The sequence below is a fragment of the Limnohabitans parvus II-B4 genome (assembly GCF_003063455.1).
GTDB classification, from domain to species: domain Bacteria; phylum Pseudomonadota; class Gammaproteobacteria; order Burkholderiales; family Burkholderiaceae_C; genus Limnohabitans_A; species Limnohabitans_A parvus.
Genome location: NZ_NESN01000003.1, coordinates 415,856 through 439,744, shown reverse-complemented (window position 1 = coordinate 439,744; position 23,889 = coordinate 415,856). Strand labels below are relative to the sequence as shown.

The window sequence follows — 23,889 nt, the reverse complement described above, 5'->3', positions numbered from 1 at the left end:
TCAAAGGAAAGGGCGAAAACCTTCACCGTGGTTTTCACCCATCCAATGAATCTAAAGGGCCAAAGCTGAATTTTTAAAAAGCTAATGGCACAACTTCACTTCATCTCTTCAAGGAAATCATCATGAAAAAAATCACTCTGATCCTTTTGGCAACACTTGCCACAACCGCTTTTGCCAGCGACAGTGGTGGTGGCAATGGAAACGGCAATGGCAACGGCAACGGCAACGGCGGCCAAACGACACAAAACAACCCTACCATGCAAGCGACGATGCTGGTCAATACAGCTGTAATTAACAGCGCATTTGGTTCGGGTGGAAGCGCCCAACAAAACTTGGCATCCAATGTGGGCAGTTTCACGCCCAACGGTACCGAGCTGCAATTGGTGATGGCAAAAAATTCACTGATCATGAACAGCGGATTTGGCGGCCAGGCTGAGCAAAACATCGCCTCCAACATCGGCCATGAAGGTCTTAAATCTGCGACTTACCAAGTTGCTTTCATCAAAGACTCCGCAGTCATCAACAAGGCCAGCTTTGGTGCCAAAGCGTTGCAGAACCTGTCTTCCAACAGCAACTGCCTGACCTGCTCAGACTGATCCATCTGAGTCATGAAGAAATGGTGGCTGCTGCATGCAGCAGTCACCATCCCGTTGCCGTCAGGAGAATTTCATGAAATTCAATGTTGTTTTGATTTTTACCATCCAAGCGATGGCGATGTACTTCACGACGTACACGTATGCACAACTGGCACCAGGCGAGGATCCTGTTGTATTGCGACAGCACGTGACCTACAACATGCTGCCCTTAAACAATGCCATGCGCTCGACTGTCATGACCAATTCGCAAGAAATACCTGGATGGGTACAGGCCAAATTGGCCCGATTTCAAGCCAAAGCATTTTCCGCAGACACCACCGGCATCATCACAGATGAATCGGTTGTGACATCAACCGCAAATCAAGGCTTGAGAAAAGTTTGCACACAAGAAGTAGGCAGCAGCAGTTCGACAGGCGCAACCTCAGGACGCTATGGACCTCAAAACGACCCACAGGTGGTGGTTTTGCGTGGCGATCTGGTCAACATCTGCAATTGATCCCTGCGCCCGAGCTCAATTTTCCATTTCAATTTCTGGACACCTGATGGGTGTTCATTTTCTGGTAACGACCATGCTCCTCAGCTCTCATCAACTGGTCTTATGGGGTTCGCCCAAAAAAATTTCCTGCGCAGCATTTCTGCTGGCGCTCATGATCGGCTTGACGGGCTGCAGCACCCCCATGGATGCACGCAAAGACGCCAACTTTCAAAGCTATGGTCATGCCGCTGATCGCCCTACACAAAGGCCGGTGCGTTCCATGTCGAGTTTCTCTGACTCCTTGCAATGCATGGATCGGATGATGCGCGATGCGCAGATACCAACAACGCTGATCACCAGCAAGCAAATACCCGATTTCTCTACCCGTGTCCCTGTCGCAACCAAAGACATGGTGATCACAGCATTACTTCAAATGTCGCGACTCTCGAATGCATTCAGGTATGTCGATTACGAAGTGGACATTGCACGGCAAGACACCGTGCAAAATTTAACCAACATCTTGCTGAACAACAACCAAATTCAATTACAGCGCCCCTCTCTATATGTTTCCGGTTCAGTCGCTTTTGTAGACCAGAACGTACTGAACAACCGTTTTGACGCAGGCACATCGGCCGCCCGTTTTGAAACCGGTTATAGCCAAAACAGAACCGTGACCATCATCGGCTTGGAAATGCACATGGGGGATTTCCGAACACGCACCATGATTCCCGGTTTGGATTCCGCCAACGAAGTGATCATCAGCAATGGTGGTCAGGGCCTGGATTTGGCCGGCCGCATCCGAGATTACGGCTGGCAATTCAACGTGGGTCGTGACTATGCACAAGGATCCGGGGCAGCTGTTCGAACACTGGTGGAATTGGCCATGATCGAACTGACAGGAAAATGGGCACGTGTACCGTATTGGCAATGTTTGACCATGGAACAAACCCATCCCAACTTCCAACGCCAATTGCGGGACTGGTATGACGAGGGCAGCATTGGCGTTCATGAGGCATTGGTGCGTCAATCACTGGTCAGCAAAGGGTATTTGCCCCCCAACGGCACACAACGACCTGGAACACAGGCATTGCGCATGGCGTTGGCAAAATTTCAAGCTGACAGCGGCATGGTGGTCACTGGCGTTGTAGATTTCAATACCTATGAACGTGTCCTTCGAGACTATGTAACCCTGAACGCGCAAGGTCAATTGGTCCGCTATGGTTGGCTATCCCAATCTGCCGAACCTCAAGCGATGAACAAGGATGACGCCTTGCCTCCCCCTTTCTCGGACAAAGTTTATGGTGTCAATGAGGTACCACGCAGCATCGACCTCCAAATTGAAAATATCCTGATGGGGCGCCAGCAATTCGAAGTTGGGGAGCAAGTTTTCTTGTCACTGACCGTTTCACGACAATCGCATCTGGCATGCTACCTAGCCAGCGCCGCAGGACAAGTCATGCGCTTGCTGCCCAATCCTGTGACACCCAACGCGCACATCAGTGCTAATCAGGCCATTCGACTGCCTGACTGGATGAGTCCTAATCCAGGTTACGTCCTGGAAACATCCGGACCAGGAAAAGAAGAGCTTATGTGCATGGCAACAGACACAGATGTCAACAGCCGCTTGCCCGATGCATTAAAGGGCCCCGCATTGACGCCGATCCAAGGCATTCGGAGTTTGAACGAAGTGACCCTCATGTATGAGTCATTATTGGGGAGCACCGGATTCACATCGGGCACTTTGGCTTGGCAGGTCGGAGCACGCCGCGTCGTGCCCCCCTCTTCGCCACCTCCAGCTACTTCGCCGCCCGCACCGCTGTCGCGTTGATTCACAAGCAGGTACACGCCATGCCACAGACAAGCGTCCTCCGAGGTTCGGTATTTCAAAGCTGGGGGCGTCACTGTTTGTGGTTGACCGTCTGTGTGATCGGCTCCGCGCAATCTCAGGGCAATATCCCAACCCAAGCCAACGACCGGTACGCGGCAACTAGAGCCTTGCCCCTGGAGATTTTTGGACCCAACGTGCAACTGGGCAGAACCCATGAAAATGTCTACCCAAGCGATGTAACAAGTGGTGTGACCTCATTGCATTGGAATGAACTGGCGCGTTTGCAATCTCTCGCCCGAGGAGAAAGCAAATTAAACCCATCACAAAAATTCTCAGCAAAAATAAAACCAATGACATCTGCTGAAGCTGCCTGGATTTTGGGACTCTTGTCATTGCATGGTATTGCCATGCCCATCGACACTGACTTGGCAAAAAAATGGTTCAAGCAAGCCATTGACCAAGGTTTTTTTCTGGCGCATGCAGGATTGGCTTGGTGCGCCATCGAAGAATGCCTCGCACCACATGACCCCATTGCGGCAGAAGTGTCGATTGAGCAATTGCGAAAAATCAATGCGTCTCGTGCACTCTATTTGGAATGGCTGACCCTGACTCATCGAACCCGCAGCTTGCAGGACCGTGGCCGCAAAGAAACCATGACAAGTGAGCCAGACAGCGGATTCGTCTCGAAACCGTTGCCCTACAAGGCCTTGCTTCTTGAGGCCGCTCGCCAAGGAGATGTACAAGCTCGCATTGAATTGGGCATTGACAGTGCAGCCAGAATGCAGTTCAACGAATCCTTGGCCTATTTCAATTCAGCGGCCAAGGAGTCGAACGTGGCAGCTGGCAATGCCAAAATCATGATGGATCGACTTAAACAAACAGCCGACCTGAACGCACCCGTCAAAAACCATCCACTTGCCTCAAATGCAAACTCACTGCTCAAACAGGCGCGCAAACAACACAAAGGTGAAGGGGTTCCGGCAAACTACACAGAAGCCTTGCGCCTTTACAGTATGGCGGCCAGCGCGGGCAGTCTGGAAGCAGAAAAAATGTTACGGCTTATTTATGCCAGGGTCACGGCAGACGGTCAAATTGATCTCGCCTGGATGCAGCAATTGCAAGACATCGACCTGACCTCTTCCGTGCCATCTTCCTCAAAACCCACCCCCCCTTTCTGGCTTCGACGCGAACCCACTGCTTTGTACGATTTGCTGCCACCCATGTGGCGATTGTTGAAATAAAAAACAATGAAGCTCGCTACAAAACACCTTGCTCATAGGCTTTGGCGATCGCCTGCGCTCGGGTTCGAACATTCAACTTTCTCAAAATATTCTTAACGTGTGCATTCACGGTCTGGCATGAAATCCCCAGCTTCCTACCCAGAGGCAAGCTGGTGTGCCCATCGGCCACCATCCTCAAAATTTGCAGTTCACGCAGCGTCAGTCGCTCCATTTCACGACGACGATCCACCAGTGCTGACTTGCTCTCCAATTGACAGAGAACCTCTCGTGACATGCGGGGTGTCATGTAGGCCCCACCACAGGCCACCTGTTTGACCGCGTGGGCATACCGTCCTTCTGCACCTGTGCAAGGTACGTAACCCATCGCCCCAGAGGCGAAGGCGCGCATAGCGTCTTCTCCTTCATCGCGTCCGGCAACGACCACTTCACACAATGGCCTTATTTTTTTGGCATAACTGATCAGATCAAAACCATTGCCATCCTTCAAAACGGGATCGATCAGCATGACATCGAAATTCTTGTTTTCAATCAGCCGTTTACCTTCACGACGGCTTTGGGCAACGCAGAGCAATTGAATATCATTTTCAGACCCCAACTCTTTGGTCAAAAGGTTCGTCATCACCTGATCTGAATTAACAAGCAACACTTGAACCGAAATTTCAAATAACACCATTGGCGAGCACCTACATAAAGAATGATCAGGATGACCCGCTGTATCGGCCAATTGAGTCAATAAATTCACGTTGTGGTGAGGTCATCAACATGCATAACTGACAGCCCATGCCATTGCGCGTCTCGAATTGATGACCATCACCCATTGACTAAGGGGAACAAATGTTGCGCGATGCTGATCACCACAGGCCCCAACAGGACAGTCATCAACGAGGGGAAAACGCAAAAAATCAAGGGGATCAACAGTTTGATGGGCAACTTGGCCGCAGCTTCTTCGGCAATCAGACGGCGCTTTGTTCTGAGTGCATCTGAATGCACCTCGAGTGACTCCGCAATGCTGGTGCCAAACCGGTCTGCCTGAATGAGCATCGAGACCAGACCCTCGATATCGGGCAAACCCATGCGCTGGGAAAGATGGCGCAGTGCTTCTGCGCGTGAAGATCCAGCACGCAGCTCCAGCCCCGTCAAGGCAAACTCGTCCGACAGCTGCGGATAAGACAAACGCATTTCGCGCCCCACCCTTTCAATGGCGGCATCCAAGCCCAAGCCGGCCTGCACGCACAAACGCATCAAATCCAGTGCATCCGGCACGGCATGAAACAAGATTTTTTGCTGCTTCTTGACCAGCTGGTGCAAAACCACATTGGGCGTGTAGTACCCCAGAGCAGCCGCAGCCATGAGGCCGGTCCAAAACATCAGCTCAGACCACGACAACTGCAACAACCACGTCAGCATCACGAAACACGCGGGCAGAAAAAAAGTCAAAAATGTCTTCAAGCCGAGAAAAACCGGCACCGCCAGACCTGACCGAATGCCCGCATTCAAAAGCCGCATCTGCAAAGCGCTTGGCTGCATAGCATCTTCTGGTGCCGCCGTGCCAGCCCAGGGGCTCATCCTTAAAAGCAAGGCCATCATCTTCGATTGCATGCGCTTGAGCCAAGCATGTTCTGCAGGTCGGCTGGGTTGAACCAAGCCCAATCGACGCTTTTCGAAATCATCGGAGGCCCATTGGTTCAAGGCGAGATAAACCAAAGAGGCTACAAGCAGGAACAAAAAGCCCAGAAACAGAAAATTCAAGGTGGCCATGACACGCTTTCAGACTTTGATTTGAACCAGTCGGGACATCCAGAAAATTCCCACCAAAATCAAGCCCAAAGAAACACCCAGCATGGCCAGACCCATCGGGTCTTTCCAGAGAACCGCAACGAACTCGGGATTGATGAGGTGCAACAAAAATGCCAGCAAAAATGGCATGACAGACAAGATCCAGGCAGAGATACGGCCCTCGGCGGACAAGACCCGAACCACGCCCGCTATTTTTTGACGCTCCCGGATCAAAGTGGCTGTCTTGCGCAAGACATCGGCCAGATTGCCGCCCGTCTCGTTTTGAATCAGCACAGCCACCACAAAATAGCGGATCTCCTTGCTGTCGATGCGCTCGGCCAAATGGTTCATGGCCGACTGGACACTCATGCCCAGATTGATCTCATCAAATACCTTGCGCAGCTCCAGCGAAATGGGCGGGCGGGACTCGGTCGCAGTGATCTGCAGGGCGCTGATAAAGGCATGGCCCGATTGCTGAGCCCGAACCATGAGGTCGAGCGCATCGGGCAGTTGCTTTTCGATGGCGATGATCCTTTGCACGCCCCGGTACTTGAGGTAATAAAGGGCGCCGCTCAAAGTACCCAGCACCAACAGGCCCGTCAAAAGCACAGGCAAGTGCAGCCCCACACCCACAAGGCCAGCAGCCACAACCAACATCAAGCCCGTCATCAGGCTCTGAGAAACATCCAGGGGCAAATCGGTTTGACGAAGAAAACGGTCAAAAACGTCTATGCCAGGCACTTGACTCAACCAACGATCCAGCGTGTCGAAACGACTCAGTGTACGTCTGTGAACAATGGGCGTATGAGCATGTTGCTGCTCGTGCCTGAACATCTGGTGCATCCTGTGGTCGAGCAATTTTTGACGGGGGCTCCAGTGAACACGCCAAGCCTCGTACAAGCCCAACAGCATCAAAAAACTGGCGATGCCGCACGAGCCCAAAATTAACCAATAGGCCAAGTCCATCATGCACCTCGAATGTTCAAAGGATCAAACAAGTCTTCTCGCAATTGAATGCCGCGTGTTTTCAGGCGCTGCACAAACTTGGGGCGAATCCCCGTGGCCACAAAGCGGCGAGCAAGCCGTATTCAATGGCCGTTGCACCAGACTCGTCGTTGATAAAGTTTTGGATTTTCGTTTTCATATTGACTAACTCCAGATCAAGGTTGATGAACTTCAAGCGACGTTCACTTGCCAGCGATGGCGCTCTGCGCTCATCAAAAACAAAGACGCCTTCTTTGCAACGGTGTTCTCATTTCTGGATCACCGTGCTTGAACTTTAAAAACAAGAATGCCTCTCGTCTGTTAGCCACCGTACCCATTGGCAAAGATGGGCAGGTTCACGCACATCGGCGAAGCTCTTATTTCATGCGGCCGTAGAAAGCCGTGTGGCAATGCGACCAAAAAACAAACCCAATTCAGCGCCCAATGCGCTTGCACCCACGGCAATGCCCAAGGCCACCAGTGCCGCAAGCAAGCCATATTCAATGGCCGTCGCCCCACCCTCATCGAGGGTGAAATTCTTAAATACGCGCATGACATGATTCATGACAAAACTCCTTTTTTGATTTGAAAAATTGAGTGCAGATTCCGCTCTTCGTGATTGCCCTTGAATGGCAGAGATGGTCGAGCAGAGTGCCCCTCCAACACAGACACTTGCTGCATCTGTGTGGTCATGAATTTATGAGCGGCTGATGCAGCCGTCTGTTGCACAGGGCACTGTTGTGGCGTGCAATGCTCACATTTTTTGATTTTCGTGCGACAGACCACGGTGTCTGGCCTGCTTTTTCATATGGTTTGCATTGGGGCTCGCCAATCGTCCGGCTGCCCACAACCCATCATGTCTATGACAAAAGGATTTCACCAATGACGCAAAGCATGGTTGATGTTCGGGGGCTCTCATTCATCCGCCCTCTATCGCCCCCCCACAAGCTGGCACATGCCCAAAGGGGCACGGCCACGGTTGAATTCGGTTTGTTATTGCCCTTGCTGCTGTTGATCTTTTCGGGCATTGTTGAGTTCGGCATGGCGCTCTATGACAAAGCTGTGATCACCAACGCCAGTCGTGAAGGGGCGCGTGCAGGCATTGTGTTGCGGGTGCCACCCGTCAGCACCAACGAGATCTCGACACGCGTGTTGAACTACACGGGCAACGCCTTGTTGACTTTGGGTGCGGCCAGTCTGATCACGGTTGACTTTCCTGTTCAGACCAACCCCGAGCATCTGGCCGTCCGCGTGAGCTACACCTTCAGGGGTTTGGCTTTGGGCAATTTACTGAGTGCCATGGGTTCACCCCTGGTATTGACATCCACCACAGTCATGGTGAGGGAATGATGAAAACACACCCACGCGCCGAACGAGGTGCAGTCACCGTGTTGGTGGCCTTCATGATTCCGGTGTTTCTAGGCATTGCAGCCCTGGTGATCGACCTGGCCTATGTGCAGATCGTTCGCAATGAGCTGCAAAACGACGCCGATGCCGCCGCGCTCGCGGGTGCCCAGCATTTGCGCGGCACCACGTCGACCACACCACAGTGGTCCACCGCTGAGACAAGGGCATTCGACGCCATCGCATTCAATGCGGCGGATGGAAAAATGCTGTCGACCGGTACCGTGCAATCGGGCTACTGGAACCCCAAGCAAGTCAATGCGGCACTGCAACTGCTGCCGATGACACCGGCAGCCAACGATGTGCCAGCCGTTCAGGTCACGCTCACCAAAGGCTCTGGGCAAAACGACGGCGAGGTGGCCACTTTTTTTGCTCGCCTTTGGAATATTTTTTCCACTCCGGTTTCCGTCACGGCAGTGGCGGGCATCACGAGTCCCGGCACCATTGAACCCGGTGGCTTGTTTCCGCTGGTGGTCAGCCAATGTGTTTATGACACCTACTGGAGCAGCACCGCCACCCCGCCAGGCCCGATGACTGATTCATCGGGACAAGCCAAATTGCTGGTGTTGATGGCCTTCGATGACAAGCCCGCCGACCCCTGCAAAACCTTCCAATGGACGTCACTGCTGGCCGATAAAAACGATGTCACGACCTTCAGAAATTTGGTGAAAGACAGGAACCCGGTGGAATTGAGCATAGGTGAAAAAATATGGATCGAGCCCGGTTCCAAAACCACCTTGTTCGATACGGTCGGTGCCTGCAGTGCCGCCAACGACAAATCATGTGAATACGTGACTTTGCCCATGGTCACCAGCATCGCAGCGCATGCAGACCGGCCCATTTCCAGCTTTGCCTGCGCGCGGATTGTTGACGCATCGAAGAAGAAAAAAACCATCACCATTCAGCTGAGCACGCAGTGCCCGCAGCCCCCATCAGGCGGCATCGGTCCTGACTTTGGCGTGGTCTCGCCGCCCAGCTTGTTCCGCTAGCCAAGCTAGTCTATGTCTGTGCGATCGGCGCAGACCTCAAGCCCGCTGGCGCGCCCATTCAGGCAGAGGTGCCGACTTGTGTAACACGTCTTGGTGCAGCCAGGTCGCACTCTTGCGGGCACGTTCGGCCACGGTTTCCAGCGGCAGTTGCTGGTAGTCGTCGTTGAAAACCTCGAAGCTGTAGTCGCCCCGGTAACCAATACGGTCCAGTCGCAGCACCAGATCGGCCAGCTGCTCACTGTGCACGCCCTCACCCGGAAACACACGGAAAGTGCGGGCTGTGGTCATGCGCTCTTCAAAGGTTGGGGTTTCCTGCCACATGAAGTCCGACAGCTGCACCAAGAAAATTTTGGACGGGTCCAACTCTTCAATGGCGTCCAGAGGCGTCTTGGCGGCAAAGATGTGGAAGGAGTCGAGACCAATGCCCAGATTGGGGCAGTCGGCGCGACAAACCACGTCCCAGCTGGTAGGAAATTCGTTGACCGTGCGGCCCCACGACAGAGCCTCGTAGGCCACTTTGATGCCCAGTGGCACCGCCAACATGGCCAGCTTTTTCAAATCAGCTGCGATTTGATCGAGGTCTTGTGTGGCGTGGCGCGAGGTGGATGAGCAGGCCAGCAAGACCTTGCTGCCGGTGGCCGCGCACATCTCCAGCATCGACTTGGCGATGTCCAGCTTGTAGCTGTGCAGATGGCCCGAAAGCCCTTCAAAGTCGCGCAGCACCTGAAAGCCTGTGGGCCGCATGCCGCTGGCGTGCACAGCGGCCACAGCGGCCTTGACGCCGCCAGGGTGCGTGACCAGATCACGGGCCATCAGCATCACCTGAGAAAAGCCTGCGCCCTTCATGGCGGCCAGTTTGGCCTCCAGGGTGCCGGCCATGGTGATGGTGTCCATGCCGTAGCCGTCGAGCAAGTTCATAACAGCTCCTGGCTTATTTGTGGACGAGTTCAAACGCAACAGAACCTAGCGTGTTGCGCGTTAAGGCCCCGCGGTCTTCGGGGTGCAGCTGGGTCGATTCAACGAACTCCACGCCACGCGCCTTGAGCGCGGCCACAGCCTCTGCCACGTTCGGCACGCCAAAGCCCATGCGCTGCAGGCACTCGGGGCTGTCATCGCCGTCCATCCAGACATCGGGCTCCACCAGTTGCCACAAGAAGGTGCCGCAAGGGCTTTTCATCAGCTTGCCCTTGGGCAGAATGCCAAAGCGCTCTTCGTCAGGAATGGAGCTGAAGTCGAACATGTGTTCGTAATAAGTCTGCCAATCGGCACTGCGAGCCGCGCCGATGTACTGCACCACCCCAAAATAGCTCATGCCCGCCAGCGCTGGCGGGTTGGGGTCCACGGTGGGGATGGGCTTGAAGTCAATGTCGTAGATCAAAAATTCTTGCCAGCGGTCTACAAAGTAAAAGCGGCTGCCGCCCGGGCCATGAATGGCCGGGATGTGCAGCTCCATCGCCTGCGCGTGGCTGCCCACACTCCAGGCGCCCAGTTCCATGCAGCGGTTGTGCGCTTTCAATGCGTCTTGCACGCGAAAAGCCACGGCCGAAATCACCGGCTGACCATCGACCGTGCCACTCACGCGAGCGTCGTCCGGGTTGGCGTTGACCACCAGGTTCATCGCCCCCTGACGGTACAAGGTCACCTCACGCGAACGGTGGCGAGCCACAGGTCGAAAGCCCATGTTCTCAAGCACCTGCCCCAGCGCTTGCGGGCGGCTGGTGGCGTATTCGATGAACTCAATGCCCGAAAGCCCCAAGCGGTTGGGCATTTCAGGAACGGCTTCGCGGTCAACTTTGTTCAGGCTCATCTGTGCACTCCATCTGGGGAATTCAAACGCAAGGGGTTCAGTAGCTCAGTTTGGCACCACGGCGCAGCACTTCTGCGGTGGTGGTGGGCAAACCAAAATATTCCAGATATGCTGGAATTTGTTCATACAACATGTCGGTGCCCACCTGCGTGCGGCAGCCTCGGGCTTGGGCAGCGGCCAAAAACGCGGTGGTCTCGGCCTTCATGACGACCTCACCCACAAAAGTGTCGGGCGACAAGCGTGAGACATCCATGGGCAACGGATCACCTTCGTTCATGCCCATGGGCGTGGCGTTGACGACCAAGTCGTGGTCCACCGGGTCGTTGGAACCGGTGCGCACGTCGATCTGCGGGTAGTTGTCTTTGAGGCGTTTGGCCAGGGCTTGGCACCCAGCGGTGTTCACATCGAACAAGCTGATGGCGGCAATGCCTGCACCCGCCAGCGAAGCTGCAATGGCACAACCCACACCACCGGTGCCGACCACCAACACACGTTTGCCAGTCAGGTCAAACCCCTTGCGCTGCACTCCGCGCACAAAACCTGCACCGTCAAACATGTCACCCACCAAGCGGCCGTCAGCCAAACGCTTGACGGCGTTACAGGCACCTGCCACGCGAACGGTCGCCGTGACGTCGTCGAGCAGGCCCACGGTGGTAACTTTGTGCGGCATGGTGATCAGCGCACCCCGGATGTTTTCCAGCGTGAACACCGATTTCAGGAATGTCGGGTAATTCTCGGGCTTGCAGCCCATGGGCACGACCACAGCGTTGATGCCCGCTTCTTCGAAGTACGGGTTGTAGATCATCGGCGACTTGAAGGTGTGCGTGGGGTAGCCGATGTGGGCGATGATTTCTGTGTTGCCGTTGATCATTGCTATTGCTGGGTTAGTTCACTGTCTTCCAGATCGCGATTGTCCGAGGCACTCTCGCCTGACACGGTTTGGATTGGGCTATAAATATCCAATGACCGCTCATTAGCGTGCGATCATTGAACGTAAAAAGGGTTTCTACTTACCGACAATCACCCAAGCTGAACACGCGTGTGTCAGCCTTGGCCATGCGCAGCCGAGACACCAGCGCGCAGTGCCAGCAAATAGCTGTCTGCGCCAAAGCCGCAAATCTGGCCTTTGACGATTTCGGCAAACACCGACTTGTGGCGGAATTCTTCACGGGCATGGATGTTGGACATGTGCAACTCCACGATGGGGCAAGTCAACACAGCCAGCGCATCGCGGATGGCGTAGCTGTAATGCGTCCAAGCGCCGGCGTTGATCAGCACGGCATCGACCTTGTCAAAGTACGCTTGGTGGATGCGCTCGCACATGTCACCTTCATGGTTGGTCTGATAGCACTCGACTTGCGTGCCAAGCTCTTGGCCCAGCTGCTGCAAGCTGGCATTGATTTCATCGAGGGTGATGGTGCCGTATTGCTTGGGGTCGCGTTTGCCGAACATGTTGTGGTTCACACCGTGCAGCATCAAGACTTTCATGACAAATCCTTTAGTTAAACAAAGAAGGCTTCGCCACACATGCGGCGAAGCCTTGGCGCGCAATTACTTGCCCGACTTCTTGGCAGGTGCCGCAGCAGCGGAACGTACCTTGTCGATTTCAGCTTGCAGCTCCTTGACCAGGTCCTGACCCACGGTCACACCGTACTTGGCGGTCACAGGGCGCATCTTGTCGCGCAGCTTGGCCATTTCGGACTCAGGCAACTGCGACACTTGCATGCCGTTTTTCTTCAGGTTTTCCAGAATGCTGGCTTCCAGAGCCCGTGCTTTCTCGCGCTGGAACTTGGCGGATTCGGTGGCCGCGTCAGACACGATTTTCTTCTCGGCAGCCGACAGCTTTTCCCAGAACTTCTTGCTGATGATGACCGACTGGGGGTTGTACTGGTGACCGGTCAGGGCCAGGTGCTTTTGAACTTCGTACAGCTTGGCACCGTTGATGGTGGCCACAGGGTTTTCCTGGCCGTCCACGGCTTTTTGCTCCAAAGCGGCATACACCTCAGGCCATGGCAGGGGTGTGGGGTTGGCACCCAAGGCTTTGACCCAGTCCACGTTGATCGGGTTGGGGATCACGCGCAGCTTCAGACCTTCCAGATCTTCGACCTTGTTGATGGCGCGCTTGCTGTTGGTGATGTTGCGGAAACCCAGCTCATAAAAACCCAGGCCGATGATGCCCTTGTCTTCCAGCTTGGCGTGCAGCTTCTTGCCGAATGCACCATCCACGGCGGCATCAGCTTCTTTGCCGGAGCCGAACATGAAGGGGAAATCAAAAATCGCGAATTCCTTGACCTGCGAGGCAAAGATGCCGGAGTTCATCGAGGCCATCTCCAGGGTACCGCCCTGGATGGCAGACACGTTGGCCTGGTCGCTGCCCAGGGCGCCGCCGGGGAACACATTGACCTTGATTTTGCCGCCAGAGTTCTTCTCGACGATTTCCTTGAACTTTTCCATGCCCAACACGATGGGGTGACCGGCCGTGTTCTGGTTGGCGAACTTGATGACTTTGTCTTGGGCCGAAGCAACGCCCACAGCCGCCAAAGCGACAGTAGCGATCAGGGATTTGATAAATACACGTTTCATGAAATGTCTCCAGAAAATAAAGTGAATCGGACGTACGCCACCATCAAAAGGCTTGTCGTCTGGCGTACCCGGTCAGACGACAAGGCCGGGAATCAATAGAACCAGCGGGCTGGCACCATCACCAAAGCGGGGAAAGCCACCATCGCAAACATGATCGTGAACTGAGCGATCATGAAAGGAATCACCCCCTTGGTCACTTCGTCCATGCTGATCTTGCCCACACCGGCGACCGCATTGAGCACCGTGCCCACAGGGGGCGTGATCAAGCCAATCGCGTTGTTGATGATGAACAACACACCGAAATAAACCGGGTCAATGCCTGCGGCTTTGACCACAGGCATCAACACAGGTGTCAAAAGCAAGATGGTCGGCGTCATGTCCAGCGCGGTGCCCACCACCATGGTGATAACCATGATCGTCAGCATGAGCAAACGGGGGCTGTCGAGCAAGGGCTGCAACAAGGCGATCAATTCGCCCGGCAAGTTGGCCACCGTGATCAGCCAGGCCGAGACCATGGCCGCTGCCACCAAAAACATCACGATCGCGCTGGTCTTGGCAGAAGCCACAAACAAGGGAAATAGGTCTTTCAGGCTCAGCTCGCGGTAAATGAAGGTCGAGATCAGCAAGGCATACACGGCGGCCACCACCGCGGCTTCGGTCGGTGTGAAGACACCGAACTTGAGGCCGAACACCACAATCAAGGGCAGCACCAAGGCCCAGGTGGCCTCGCGCATGGCCACCATGATCTCGGCCATGGATTTGCGGGGCGGCACTTGCACTACTTCACGGCGCGCCAGCCACCACCAGGTCATCCAAAGCGATGCACCCAACAGGATACCCGGCACAATGCCGGCCATGAAGAGCTTCGAGATGGACACGTTGCCCGCCACGCCAAAAATCACAAAGCCAATGCTGGGCGGGATCACCGGGGCGATGATGCCGGCCGATGCGATCAAGCCAGCCGAGCGGCCTTTGTCATGACCTGCAGCCACCATCATGGGCAACAGCAAAGAAGCCAGCGCCGCTGCATCGGCCACGGCAGAGCCGGACAAGGCGGCCATGATCACGGCCGCCATGATGGTCACATAACCCAGACCGCCTTTGATGTGGCCGACACAGGCCATCGCAAAGTTCACGATGCGGCGGGACAAACCACCCGCATTCATGATTTCACCGGCCAACATGAAAAACGGCACCGCCAGCAAAGGGAAACTGTTCGAGCCTTCGAGCAGGTTTTGCGCCAGGATCTGGGCATCGAACATGTTCATGTGCCACATCAGGGCCACACCACAGATCAGCAAAGAAAACGCGATCGGGATGCCAATGGCCATCGCACCGATCAATGAAAAAACAAAAATAGCAATCGTCATGTCAGTCTCCAGTCACTCAGGCTTTGTCAGCGCCGCCATGGGGCGACTCTTCGGATTCCTGGATCATGACCAGGTCTTCGTCACGCATTTGGCCAGTGAGCAAGCGAAACAGCTCGGTCAACAAGATCAAGCCACCCAACACCGCGAACACCACACCCGGCGCATAAATCCAGGCCATGGACACTTCCATCACCGCACTGGTGCTGTCCAGATTGATCACGGCTTGCTGGTAGGCACCGCTGAACAGCAACCAGCAAATGAACAACATGGCCACATACGACAAGCCTAGACAAAACTTCTTGCCCGCAGGACCGAGTTTTCCCACCAACATGTCGGTACCCAGGTGACCATGCTCACGCAATGCAACGATCGCGCCCATGAAGGTCATCCAGACAAACAACCAGCGCGACAACTCTTCGGACAAGGTGATGCCCGAGTTGAAGCCGTAGCGCATGACCACGTTGCCAAACACCAGCACCACCATCACGGCCAGACACACCGCAATGACAACGTTCAGCGCTTTGCAAAACCCGTCAATGAATTTTTGAACCATCACACATCTCCTGAAAAGGTCTACCGTTAATGTACGAACTGGTTAGTTTTCCAAGATAGGTAATTTCCCTAATCCAGGAATTGAATAAACAGCTACCTGCTATATCAAAATTTGATGACTTACAAAACGCAAAATCAAATCCACCACATGTTCGCGTTTGAGGGTATCGGCCTTGTCCTGGCTGGCCCGATTCTGAAAGATCACCCCAAAGGTATGGCGGTTCGAGACATTGAAAAACGTGAACGCTGAAATCGCCGAGTGGATGTCCACCGGATCCAGCCCGGATCTGAACACGCCCTGCGCCACGCCCCGGTCGTACACGTCGCGCACCGAGCGGATGGCGTTCTGGTTCAACTGCTGGATGTTGCTGCTTTGGCGCAAGTAGTCGCCCCGCTGGATGTTCTCGCTCATCACCAGACGGATGAAATCTTCGTTGTCCCGGTGGTGGTCGTAGGTGAACTCCACCAGCTTTTGAAGTGCCTCCATGGGAGGTAAATCCCCCAGATGCAAATCCGATTCAATGGCCCGCATGCGCCGATAAGCCTCTTCGAGCACCGCCAGGTACAGGCCGTCCTTGCTGCCGAAGTAGTAATAGATCATGCGTTTGCTGGTGCGCGTGGCCGCCGCGATGGCGTCGATGCGCGCACCGGTCAGGCCTTTGTCGGCAAACTCGTGCGTGGCCACGGCCAAGATCTCGGCCATGGTGCGGGCCGGGTCGTTGGTGCGCCCTGACTCTCTGGCCGCATCTGGTGTCAATGGCTGAGATGCCTCGAAATGTACCAATTGGTTCATTTGGGCAGTATAGGCGAATGTGTGTCGCGTCTTGATCAGGACAAGCCCTATGAATTTGGTGTGTCAGTGTTGCTGGAGTCGATCATGGATTTCATTTGAAAGCACCCACGAAAACAATCGACAATTCACGGCTTCAATTTCTAAAGGGTTGAGTGGCCATGTCAATTTCTGAAAATACTCTGGATCCACGCGACTGGATTGCTGGCCTTGAAAAAGGTTTGCACATCATTGAGGGCTTTGACGCCGCACACCCACGCTTGACCGCCACCGAAATGGGGGAGCGCTGCGGGATGACCCGTACTGCGGCACGGCGGTACTTGAAAACACTTGTCCATCTGGGCTATGTCGGCACAGACGGCAAGCTGTACTGGCTGATGCCACGCATCTTGCGACTGGGCCATGCCTACCTGGAATCGGCACGCTTGCCGCGCCTAGTGCAACCCTTTTTACAGCGCATCACGGCGGGCACCGAAGAAATCGCTTACCTGGGCGTGCTGGATGGCGGCGACACGATTTTCATCGCTCGCAGTGGGTTGCAGAGGCACATGGCCAGCGGGTACATGACGGGCACCCGCGTGCCCACGCAGGTGACAGCAGCGGGCATGATCATGTTGGCCTACAGCGACGAGGCCTTCATTGATGCATGGTTGAAGTCGTATGACTTGCGGGCTTTCACTTCGTACACCCTGTCCAGCAAAATCGAACTGCGCGCAACGCGACGGCCATGCTGGACGCCGCCACGCAGTTCGACTTCTACGGCGGCGGTGGTCTGGACATTGCCTTTTTGGGCTTTGGCGAGTTCGACGAAGAAGGCTCGGTCAACGTCTCACGCTTGGGCGGCGTCACTGTCGGCCCTGGCGGCTTCATCGACATCGCGCAGAACGCGAAAAAAGTGGTGTTCTGCGGCACGCTGGCGGCCAAGGGCGTCAAGCTGGCAACCGGCGACGGTCAGATGCGGGTGGCCGCACAAGGGGCTGTGAAAAAGCTGGTCAAGAAAGTGGATCAGATCACTTTCTCTGGCCCGCAAGGTCTGGTCCGCCAGCAGGAAGTTCTGTATCTGACCGAGCGCGCCAGCTTTCGCCTCACACCCCAAGGGATCGAGCTGTTCGAGATCGCCCCCGGCGTCGACCTGCAACGCGACGTGCTGGACCAAATGGATTTCCCACCACTGGTAGCCAAAGACCTGAAGGTCATGGACAGCGCGCACTTCAAGGCTTGAAGCACAGCACACCAACGATCAAGCCTGACGTTCGTCAGACTTGGTCGCTGGCACCATCGAGATCACCCCAAACGGGCAACACCTTGCACATTTGCTGCAGCCCGTGCAGCCTGAATCATCGTGCAGCAGCGCATGCTTGCGCCACGCCACAACCTGCAAACTCAACACACGCGGTGGACACGCTGCCACGCACCAGCCACAACCGGTGCAACGCTCGGTGTCGATACGCGGCAACAGCATGGGCTCAAATGGCCTTCAAGTCATTCACCTTTTGCAAAAACACTTCAGGCACCGCCGCCACTGTCCGAGTCTGGCGGTCCACAAACACGATGCCGATCTTGCCGCGCGCCACTTCGCGCGCAGTGTCCAGGCATTCCATGCGGTAGACCAGGTCAAAGCCGTATTTATTAGGATCCTGCGGCACCATGCTCACGCGCATGGTTTCGCCGTGAAAGCCTTCTGATTTGTATTGCGCCACCATGTCGCCCACCACGATGGGGAAGCCGGCGACATTGCCCTCGGCGTACCCCAGTGATTTGAAAAAACGCACCCGCGCCTCAGACACCAGCGTCAGCAGCTGGGCGTTGTCCAGGTGCCCGCCCTGGTTGACGTGGCTGATGTAGATCTGGATGTCGGTGGCAAAAACAAAATGATCAGGAAGAGCAAACTGAATGCGTGGCATGTGGAATTCAACCCATGCCTTCAGGTTTGATTTGCGCGCGCGCAATCACCTGCTTCCAACGGGCCTGCTCGACCTTGATGAACGCCTCAAATTCGGCACCGGTGTTGCCCACGGCCAGCGCTGTTTCATTGGCCAGCTTTTCTTTCACCAAAGCACTGCGGGCGGCTTTCATGGATTCCACCTCCAGCTTGGCCATATTGGGCTTGGCCCATTTGGCAGGTGCCAGCAAGCCGTACCACTGCGTCATCTCAAAACCCTTGAAGCCCTGCTCGGCCACGGTGGGCACGTCGGGCAACTGGGGCAGCCGCTGCGAAGTCCCTGTGGCAATGCAGCGCAACTTGCCCGCTTTGATGAATTGCAACAGTGCAGGAGCGCCCACAGAAGCAGCCTGCAAGCGGCCAGCCATCAGGTCGGTCAACATCGGCCCTGTGCCGCGGTAAGGCACGTGGAGCACAAAGGTTTCAGTGGCCATCTTCAGGTATTCAAAGGCCAGATGACCAGCGCTGCCATTGCCTGCAGAGCCATAGTTCATTTGGCCAGGGCGGGCTTTTGCATAGGCCACGAATTCCTTGAGGTTCTTCACCGGCAAGTCAGGGTGCACGACGTACAAGCTGGGCACTTTGGCCACCAAGGTAACAGGGGCGAAATCGCGGTTGGCGTCGTACGGCAATTTCGGAAAGATGTACGGATTAACGGCCAAGGTGCCGATGTGGCCGAGGATCAAAGTGTGCTCATCGGTGCTGCCCGCCACTTCCTGCATGGCGATGTTGCCTGCTGCACCGGGTTTGTTGTCCACAAACACGCTTTGGCCAATGGTTTTGCCCAGCTCGCCAGCCACGGCACGGGCCACAATCTCGGAACTTCCGCCCGTCGCAAATGGCACCACCAGGCGCAAGGGCTTGGCAGGCCAGGCCGACTGAGCCAACGCAGCAGGCAACCACAGACCCGATGCGCTGGCTGCGCCGGAAGTCAAGAAATCACGGCGGCTGAAATATGGCTTGTTCATGATGCTTCTCCTTAAGGAATCAATTTGGGATGTCAGGCACGGTCATGCCCGAGCTCGTGCACCGTGGCTGAAGTCAGGCTCAGACCAAGGGCACAGTCAGTTTTTCAATCACTGCAGCAGTGTCCGGCCGCACGCCGCGCCACCACGCAAAAGCCTCGGCCGCCTGCTCGGCCAGCATGCCCGCGCCATCGGCCAAGCGTGTCACACCGGCTTGGCTGGCCAGTTTCAGGAAAGGGGTGAGGCCTTTGCCATAGGCCAGCTCGTAAGCCAAACAACCGGATGCAAAGGCCGACGCAGACAAAGGGGGCAATTCAGCCGTGAGGCTGGCCGAGGTGGCATTCAACACCACGTCAAAGCTTTGATCGCCCAGATCGGCATAGCCGATGCCCCGAACCGGCACCGAACCGCTTTGGTGTTTGCGGGCCAATTCGACCAATTCCTGAGCCTTGGCGACAGTCCGGTTCACAATCACCAACTCGGCTGGTCCTTGCGCCAAGATGGGCAACAAGGCACCGCGCGTGGCACCGCCTGCCCCCAAAATCAAGACCCGTCGCCCTTGCAACGGGCAATTCAAGTTGTGCACCAGATCGCGCACAAGGCCCACGCCGTCAAAGTTTTCGGCATACACCTTGCCGCCCTCAAACTTCATGGCGTTGACGGCACCGGCCATCTGAGCGCTGGGCGCCAGTTCGGTGGCATAGGCAAAGGCATCGAGTTTGAAGGGTGCCGTCACGTTCATGCCTCGCCCACCAGCCAAGCGAAACGCGTCTACCACCGCTGAAAAACCGCCCAAAGGGGCCAGCAGCTTCGTGTAATCGATGTTTTGGCCCGTAACCTGAGCAAAAGCGGTATGAATGAGCGGCGACTTGCTCTGCTCAATGGGGTTGCCGATGACGGCGTAACGGTCGGTCATGAAAAAGTTTCCAGCAAACAAGGCTGCAATCTTATCGCCTCAAGACCCAAACAACCTGACTGGATGGACTCAGTGCCGCCCCACCAGCCGATTCACAAAATAGCCCAACAGGGCCACACCCACCGCGGCCAAGCTCAGGGTGTAGGGCAGCCAATCCCGGTCCACGCTTTCGGCCATGAGCACCACACCGCTCGACTGACCAAAGAACAGCAAACAGGCAAACAACGTGACCGCTGTGCCGCGTGAGGCAGGAGCCATTTGCGTGGCCTGCACCTGCAGCGTGTTGTGCAGCATGTAAAAACCAAAGCCGGTGGCAAAGCAGCCCAGCATGCCCAAGGCGGGATGGTGAGCCCAAGCCAGCGTCAGCAGCCCTGCAGAAATGCAAACTACGCCGGTTTTGACAAGCCCCCGCTCGCCCCCGAGCCAGCCGAGCCAGCGACGCGCCAACTGGCTGTAAAGCAAGCCACCCACGCCATAAAGCATCATGACCGAGCCCGCAAAGACCACGCTCATGTCGAACTGCTGGTGCAAATGGGTGGGGATGAACGCCATGGCACCGAAGACCAAAGCGCCTTCGATGGCCGTCACGGCAAGAACCTGACGCACACGCGCCACGCGCAGCATCTGGAACGTGGCGGCAAAAGACGCCATGAAACCAGGGGCACCGGCGGTCACAGCCGGTACAGGGGTACTGCGCAACTTGCGCCACAGAATGAATGCCGCCAAGGCAAACAGTGCAGACACCACCGCAAACGCCATGCGCCAGCCCAGATGTTCTGCTGCAAAGCCGCCAAACCACAACCCGGCCATCATGCCGCTGACGGTGTAGCCCATCAGCTTGGCCAAGGTTTCCTGCCTGCGGTCATAGGCCACCTGATCGCCAATCCAGGCCATGGACAAAGGAATGATGCCTGCCGCCGCTGCGCCCATGAAAGCACGCATGACGACCAGCAGCGTGAGGTCAGACGCCATGCTGGTGATGGCGCTGAATACGGCGCAGGCCAGCACAGCCAACGAAATCACACGCAACTTGCCAAAGCGGTCACCCAGCGGGCCATAAAACAACTGCAACACGCCGTAAGCGATGGCGAAAGACGCCACCACACGCGACGCATCACCGGTGGTGACCTGGAACTCTTGTCCCAAGACCACCAGCATCGGGTCGCACAGGCGCATGGACGCCATGCTGGCGAAACCCGCCAGTCCCATCACGCGCAAGCTGTTGCGCTCAGCTTGCAGTGTGCTCACAGGTCAGCCATTCAGCTGTTGTTCCAGATCGTGCAAGACCTGGTAGCAAGGCAACACTTGGGCAATCGAGCTGTTGGGCTCACGGCCTTCCTTGATCGCAGCAAAGAACTCGCGGTCTTGCAGCTCGATGCCGTTCATGGACACAGCCACTTGCGACACATCGATCTTTTCTTCCTTGCCGGTGTACAGGTCGTCGTAACGGGCCAAATAAGTGCCGGTGTCGCCGATGTAGCGGAAGTAAGTGCCCAATGGGCCATCGTTGTTGAAGCTCAAGCTGAGTGTGCAGATCGCACCGTTGGCGGCTTTCAGCTGGATGCTCATGTCCATGGCGATGCCCAAAGCGGGGTGGATCGGGCCTTGCACCGCATTGGCTTTGACGATGGGGCTGCCGCACTGGTAGGCGAACAGGTCCACGGTGTGGGCAGCGTGGTGCCACAGCAGGTGGTCGGTCCAGCTGCGGGCCTGGCCCAGCGCGTTCATGTTGGTGCGTCGGAAGAAGTAGGTCTGCACATCCATTTGTTGGATGTTGAACTCGCCAGCCTTGATCTTGTTATTCACCCACTGGTGGCTGGGGTTGAAGCGACGGGTATGACCCACCATGGCCACCAGCCCGGTTTCCTTTTGAACACGCAGCACTTCCTGGCCTTCCTTGTACACATCGCACAGCGGAATTTCGACCTGCACATGCTTGCCCGCCTTCAGGCAGGCCAGGGTCTGGCTGGCGTGCATTTGCGTGGGCGTACACAAGATGACGGCATCGACTTCTTTCAAAGCCAGGGCTTCGTCCAGCTCGGTCGTGGCGTGGGCAATGCCGTATTGGGCAGCGACTTCTTTGGTTTTTTCGATGTCACGGCTGATCAGCGAGACGACTTCCACGCCATCGATGTTTTTGATGCCGTCCAAGTGTTTGATGCCAAAGGCACCTGCGCCCGCCAGGGCGACTTTGATGGTTTTGCTCATGGTTTCTCCAATGAAGGGATTTTCAAGATGACTTGTCACCCTGGACTTGATCCGGGGTCCATGCATTCATGGATTCCCGCATGCGCGGGAATGACAGTGCCGTTCAGGGGTTTTCGAGGATCACGTGACCGACTGCCGTGTTCGACGCAGGCACATGGTAGAAGCGGTGACGCAACTTCGGCGTGGGGCCTGTGGCCTTGCCATCGTTGATGTCGCTCATCGCGCCACGGGCGATCAGCCACATGACCAGCTCGATGCCTTCGCTGCCCGCTTCGCGCACATAGTCAATGTGCGGAGTGGCCGCAGCCGCGACCGGGTCGTTGATCAGCTGGTCCAGCCAGGCGTTGTCCCACTCGCGGTTGATCAGGCCCGCACGCGCGCCCTGCAGCTGGTGGCTCATGCCGCCCGTGCCCCAGATGTGCACGTGGATGTCTTCGTCGTAGCTCTCGACCGCTTTGCGGATGGCCTGACCCAGGTTGAAGCAGCGCTGGCCGCTGGGCACGGGGTACTGCACTACGTTCACCGCAAACGGGATCACCGGACAAGGCCAGGCGTCTTTCACCGGGTCCAGCTCGCCGCACATCAGCGACAGGGGCACCGTCAGGCCGTGGTCCACGTCCATCTTGTTGACGATGGTCAGGTCAAAGTCCTGCTGGATGACCGATTGCGCGATGTGGCTGGCCAGTTCGGGATGCCCTTTGACTTTGGGCACAGGGCGTGGACCCCAGCCTTCGTCGGCAGGCGTGTATTCGGCAGCAGTGCCAATCGCAAAGGTCGGGATCATGTCCAGGCTGAACGCCGTGGCGTGGTCGTTGAAGACCAGAAAGATCACGTCAGGTTTGTTGTCCTTCATCCATTGTTTGGAGAATTCGTAGCCTGCAAACAGCGGCTTCCAGTAGTCTTCCTGTGTCTTGCCCAAGTCCATGGCCGCGCCGATGGCGGGCACGTGCGAGGTGAAAACGGATGCGGTGATTTTGGCCATGTTTATGCTTTCTTTCCGGCTGCGCCTTGCGGCTGGTTTTGCGCTTGTGCATCGCCGTTTTCGCCGATGTAGCGGTTGCCTTCGACGCTGCGACCGCCTTGGATCATCATGTTGCGGTATTCCTCTTCGGTCATGCCGGTCATGGAGCCTGCCATCTGCTGGAAGCTCTTGCCGTCGGTGGCACCGATCTTGGCCAGGAAGTAAATATTGCCGCCGGTGCGCATGCACCAGTTGAGGTCACGGGCCAGCACGGCCTGCTTTTGCTCCTCGGTCATCTGCCACTCGTCCAGATAAGCACGCTCATTGGCCTTGAACTTTTCACGGTTCTCCGCTTTCATGAGCGACATGCAAAACTGGTTGATCCAGTAGCCTTTGCGCGATTGCTCGGCATCAAAAATGATGGTACCGGGCACGTCGGTGTAGGGTTTTTCTAAAGCCATCGAATACCTTTCAGAATGTTGTCATTCCCGCGAAAGCGAGA

The 23,889-nt window shown here is 56.0% G+C and carries 29 protein-coding genes and 1 pseudogene; 8 read left to right on the top strand and 22 right to left on the bottom strand.

Features of this window, described 5'->3' with window-relative positions; all coding sequences use genetic code 11:
- Positions 1–122 precede the first annotated feature (122 nt).
- From B9Z37_RS10590 to B9Z37_RS10575, 4 genes are all read left to right on the top strand, one after another.
- On the top strand, positions 123–596 hold the full coding sequence (locus B9Z37_RS10590; protein ID WP_108312975.1) for a hypothetical protein: 474 nt from the start codon (positions 123–125) through the stop codon (positions 594–596).
- A 73-nt stretch (positions 597–669) separates the two neighbouring features.
- Complete coding sequence (locus tag B9Z37_RS10585) at positions 670–1,092, top strand: hypothetical protein (RefSeq protein WP_108312974.1); 423 nt, start codon at positions 670–672, stop codon at positions 1,090–1,092.
- Between the two features lie 73 nt (positions 1,093–1,165).
- On the top strand, positions 1,166–2,899 hold the full coding sequence (locus tag B9Z37_RS10580; protein ID WP_108313012.1) for a DUF4384 domain-containing protein: 1,734 nt from the start codon (positions 1,166–1,168) through the stop codon (positions 2,897–2,899).
- A gap of 194 nt (positions 2,900–3,093) precedes the next feature.
- Positions 3,094–4,140: an SEL1-like repeat protein gene (locus tag B9Z37_RS10575; protein ID WP_167394363.1), complete on the top strand. Its 1,047-nt coding sequence runs from the start codon at positions 3,094–3,096 to the stop codon at positions 4,138–4,140.
- A 16-nt stretch (positions 4,141–4,156) separates the two neighbouring features.
- Here B9Z37_RS10575 and B9Z37_RS10570 read toward each other — a convergent pair whose 3' ends face one another.
- The 6 genes from B9Z37_RS10570 to B9Z37_RS10550 form a co-directional block, all read right to left on the bottom strand.
- On the bottom strand, positions 4,157–4,882 hold the full coding sequence (locus B9Z37_RS10570) for a LuxR C-terminal-related transcriptional regulator (RefSeq protein ID WP_146179730.1): 726 nt from the start codon (positions 4,880–4,882) through the stop codon (positions 4,157–4,159).
- A gap of 68 nt (positions 4,883–4,950) precedes the next feature.
- On the bottom strand, positions 4,951–5,490 hold the full coding sequence (locus tag B9Z37_RS14490; protein WP_167394362.1) for a type II secretion system F family protein: 540 nt from the start codon (positions 5,488–5,490) through the stop codon (positions 4,951–4,953).
- Positions 5,491–5,512: 22 nt separating this feature from the next.
- Entirely contained in the window at positions 5,513–5,752 is a 240-nt protein-coding gene (locus tag B9Z37_RS14485) for a hypothetical protein (RefSeq protein WP_167394361.1), read from the bottom strand.
- Positions 5,753–5,907: 155 nt separating this feature from the next.
- Positions 5,908–6,882: a type II secretion system F family protein gene (locus tag B9Z37_RS10560; protein WP_167394360.1), complete on the bottom strand. Its 975-nt coding sequence runs from the start codon at positions 6,880–6,882 to the stop codon at positions 5,908–5,910.
- A 61-nt stretch (positions 6,883–6,943) separates the two neighbouring features.
- Complete coding sequence (locus B9Z37_RS10555; RefSeq protein ID WP_108312969.1) at positions 6,944–7,060, bottom strand: Flp family type IVb pilin; 117 nt, start codon at positions 7,058–7,060, stop codon at positions 6,944–6,946.
- A 222-nt stretch (positions 7,061–7,282) separates the two neighbouring features.
- On the bottom strand, positions 7,283–7,465 hold the full coding sequence (locus tag B9Z37_RS10550; RefSeq protein ID WP_108312968.1) for a Flp family type IVb pilin: 183 nt from the start codon (positions 7,463–7,465) through the stop codon (positions 7,283–7,285).
- Positions 7,466–7,794: 329 nt separating this feature from the next.
- Between B9Z37_RS10550 and B9Z37_RS10545 the strand changes: the two genes are divergently transcribed.
- Positions 7,795–8,250: a TadE/TadG family type IV pilus assembly protein gene (locus B9Z37_RS10545; RefSeq protein ID WP_108313011.1), complete on the top strand. Its 456-nt coding sequence runs from the start codon at positions 7,795–7,797 to the stop codon at positions 8,248–8,250.
- Positions 8,250–9,293, top strand: a complete 1,044-nt coding sequence (locus tag B9Z37_RS10540; RefSeq protein ID WP_167394359.1) for a TadG family pilus assembly protein — start codon at positions 8,250–8,252, stop codon at positions 9,291–9,293. The genes B9Z37_RS10545 and B9Z37_RS10540 overlap by 1 nt, the downstream gene beginning before the upstream one ends.
- Positions 9,294–9,329: 36 nt before the next feature.
- On the opposite strand, the gene B9Z37_RS10535 is transcribed toward B9Z37_RS10540, so the two are convergent.
- The 8 genes from B9Z37_RS10535 to B9Z37_RS10500 all read right to left on the bottom strand — a co-directional run bounded on the left by B9Z37_RS10535 (position 9,330) and on the right by B9Z37_RS10500 (position 16,398).
- Positions 9,330–10,211 carry a sugar phosphate isomerase/epimerase family protein gene (locus B9Z37_RS10535; protein WP_108312966.1) on the bottom strand — a complete coding sequence of 294 codons (882 nt, stop codon included), beginning with the start codon at positions 10,209–10,211 and terminating at the stop codon, positions 9,330–9,332.
- A 13-nt stretch (positions 10,212–10,224) separates the two neighbouring features.
- On the bottom strand, positions 10,225–11,100 hold the full coding sequence (locus B9Z37_RS10530) for a VOC family protein (protein WP_108312965.1): 876 nt from the start codon (positions 11,098–11,100) through the stop codon (positions 10,225–10,227).
- A 37-nt stretch (positions 11,101–11,137) separates the two neighbouring features.
- A complete protein-coding gene (locus tag B9Z37_RS10525) occupies positions 11,138–11,971 on the bottom strand; it encodes a shikimate dehydrogenase family protein (protein ID WP_108312964.1) in 834 nt (277 codons plus the stop codon).
- Positions 11,972–12,144: 173 nt separating this feature from the next.
- Positions 12,145–12,588: a type II 3-dehydroquinate dehydratase gene (gene aroQ, locus B9Z37_RS10520; RefSeq protein ID WP_108312963.1), complete on the bottom strand. Its 444-nt coding sequence runs from the start codon at positions 12,586–12,588 to the stop codon at positions 12,145–12,147.
- A gap of 63 nt (positions 12,589–12,651) precedes the next feature.
- Complete coding sequence (locus tag B9Z37_RS10515; RefSeq protein WP_108312962.1) at positions 12,652–13,683, bottom strand: TRAP transporter substrate-binding protein; 1,032 nt, start codon at positions 13,681–13,683, stop codon at positions 12,652–12,654.
- Between the two features lie 92 nt (positions 13,684–13,775).
- Positions 13,776–15,053 (bottom strand): TRAP transporter large permease subunit, encoded by a 1,278-nt coding sequence (locus B9Z37_RS10510; RefSeq protein WP_108312961.1) that lies wholly within the window; start codon positions 15,051–15,053, stop codon positions 13,776–13,778.
- A gap of 16 nt (positions 15,054–15,069) precedes the next feature.
- Complete coding sequence (locus B9Z37_RS10505; RefSeq protein ID WP_108312960.1) at positions 15,070–15,606, bottom strand: TRAP transporter small permease; 537 nt, start codon at positions 15,604–15,606, stop codon at positions 15,070–15,072.
- A gap of 99 nt (positions 15,607–15,705) precedes the next feature.
- Complete coding sequence (locus B9Z37_RS10500) at positions 15,706–16,398, bottom strand: TetR/AcrR family transcriptional regulator (RefSeq protein WP_108312959.1); 693 nt, start codon at positions 16,396–16,398, stop codon at positions 15,706–15,708.
- A gap of 158 nt (positions 16,399–16,556) precedes the next feature.
- Here B9Z37_RS10500 and B9Z37_RS10495 point away from each other — a divergent pair.
- Positions 16,557–17,114 (top strand): annotated as a pseudogene (locus B9Z37_RS10495) (IclR family transcriptional regulator domain-containing protein); the annotation flags it as partial.
- 8 nt (positions 17,115–17,122) lie between these two features.
- Positions 17,123–17,617 carry a hypothetical protein gene (locus B9Z37_RS10490; protein WP_240606690.1) on the top strand — a complete coding sequence of 165 codons (495 nt, stop codon included), beginning with the start codon at positions 17,123–17,125 and terminating at the stop codon, positions 17,615–17,617.
- Between the two features lie 18 nt (positions 17,618–17,635).
- Here B9Z37_RS10490 and B9Z37_RS10485 read toward each other — a convergent pair whose 3' ends face one another.
- From B9Z37_RS10485 to ligA, 8 genes are all read right to left on the bottom strand, one after another.
- On the bottom strand, positions 17,636–17,857 hold the full coding sequence (locus B9Z37_RS10485; protein ID WP_108312958.1) for an ATP-binding protein: 222 nt from the start codon (positions 17,855–17,857) through the stop codon (positions 17,636–17,638).
- A 4-nt stretch (positions 17,858–17,861) separates the two neighbouring features.
- A complete protein-coding gene (locus B9Z37_RS10480) occupies positions 17,862–18,299 on the bottom strand; it encodes an acyl-CoA thioesterase (RefSeq protein WP_108312957.1) in 438 nt (145 codons plus the stop codon).
- Positions 18,300–18,306: 7 nt separating this feature from the next.
- Positions 18,307–19,305, bottom strand: a complete 999-nt coding sequence (locus B9Z37_RS10475; protein ID WP_108312956.1) for a Bug family tripartite tricarboxylate transporter substrate binding protein — start codon at positions 19,303–19,305, stop codon at positions 18,307–18,309.
- Between the two features lie 79 nt (positions 19,306–19,384).
- Positions 19,385–20,218 (bottom strand): shikimate dehydrogenase, encoded by an 834-nt coding sequence (gene aroE / locus B9Z37_RS10470; protein WP_108313010.1) that lies wholly within the window; start codon positions 20,216–20,218, stop codon positions 19,385–19,387.
- 69 nt (positions 20,219–20,287) lie between these two features.
- Positions 20,288–21,427, bottom strand: a complete 1,140-nt coding sequence (locus B9Z37_RS10465; protein ID WP_167394368.1) for an MFS transporter — start codon at positions 21,425–21,427, stop codon at positions 20,288–20,290.
- A gap of 42 nt (positions 21,428–21,469) precedes the next feature.
- Positions 21,470–22,426, bottom strand: coding sequence for a Gfo/Idh/MocA family oxidoreductase (locus B9Z37_RS10460; RefSeq protein WP_108312954.1), 957 nt, complete (start codon positions 22,424–22,426; stop codon positions 21,470–21,472).
- A 103-nt stretch (positions 22,427–22,529) separates the two neighbouring features.
- Positions 22,530–23,408, bottom strand: coding sequence for a class III extradiol dioxygenase subunit beta (locus B9Z37_RS10455; protein WP_108312953.1), 879 nt, complete (start codon positions 23,406–23,408; stop codon positions 22,530–22,532).
- 2 nt (positions 23,409–23,410) lie between these two features.
- Positions 23,411–23,848: a protocatechuate 4,5-dioxygenase subunit alpha gene (gene ligA / locus B9Z37_RS10450; protein ID WP_108312952.1), complete on the bottom strand. Its 438-nt coding sequence runs from the start codon at positions 23,846–23,848 to the stop codon at positions 23,411–23,413.
- Positions 23,849–23,889: the final 41 nt, after the last annotated feature.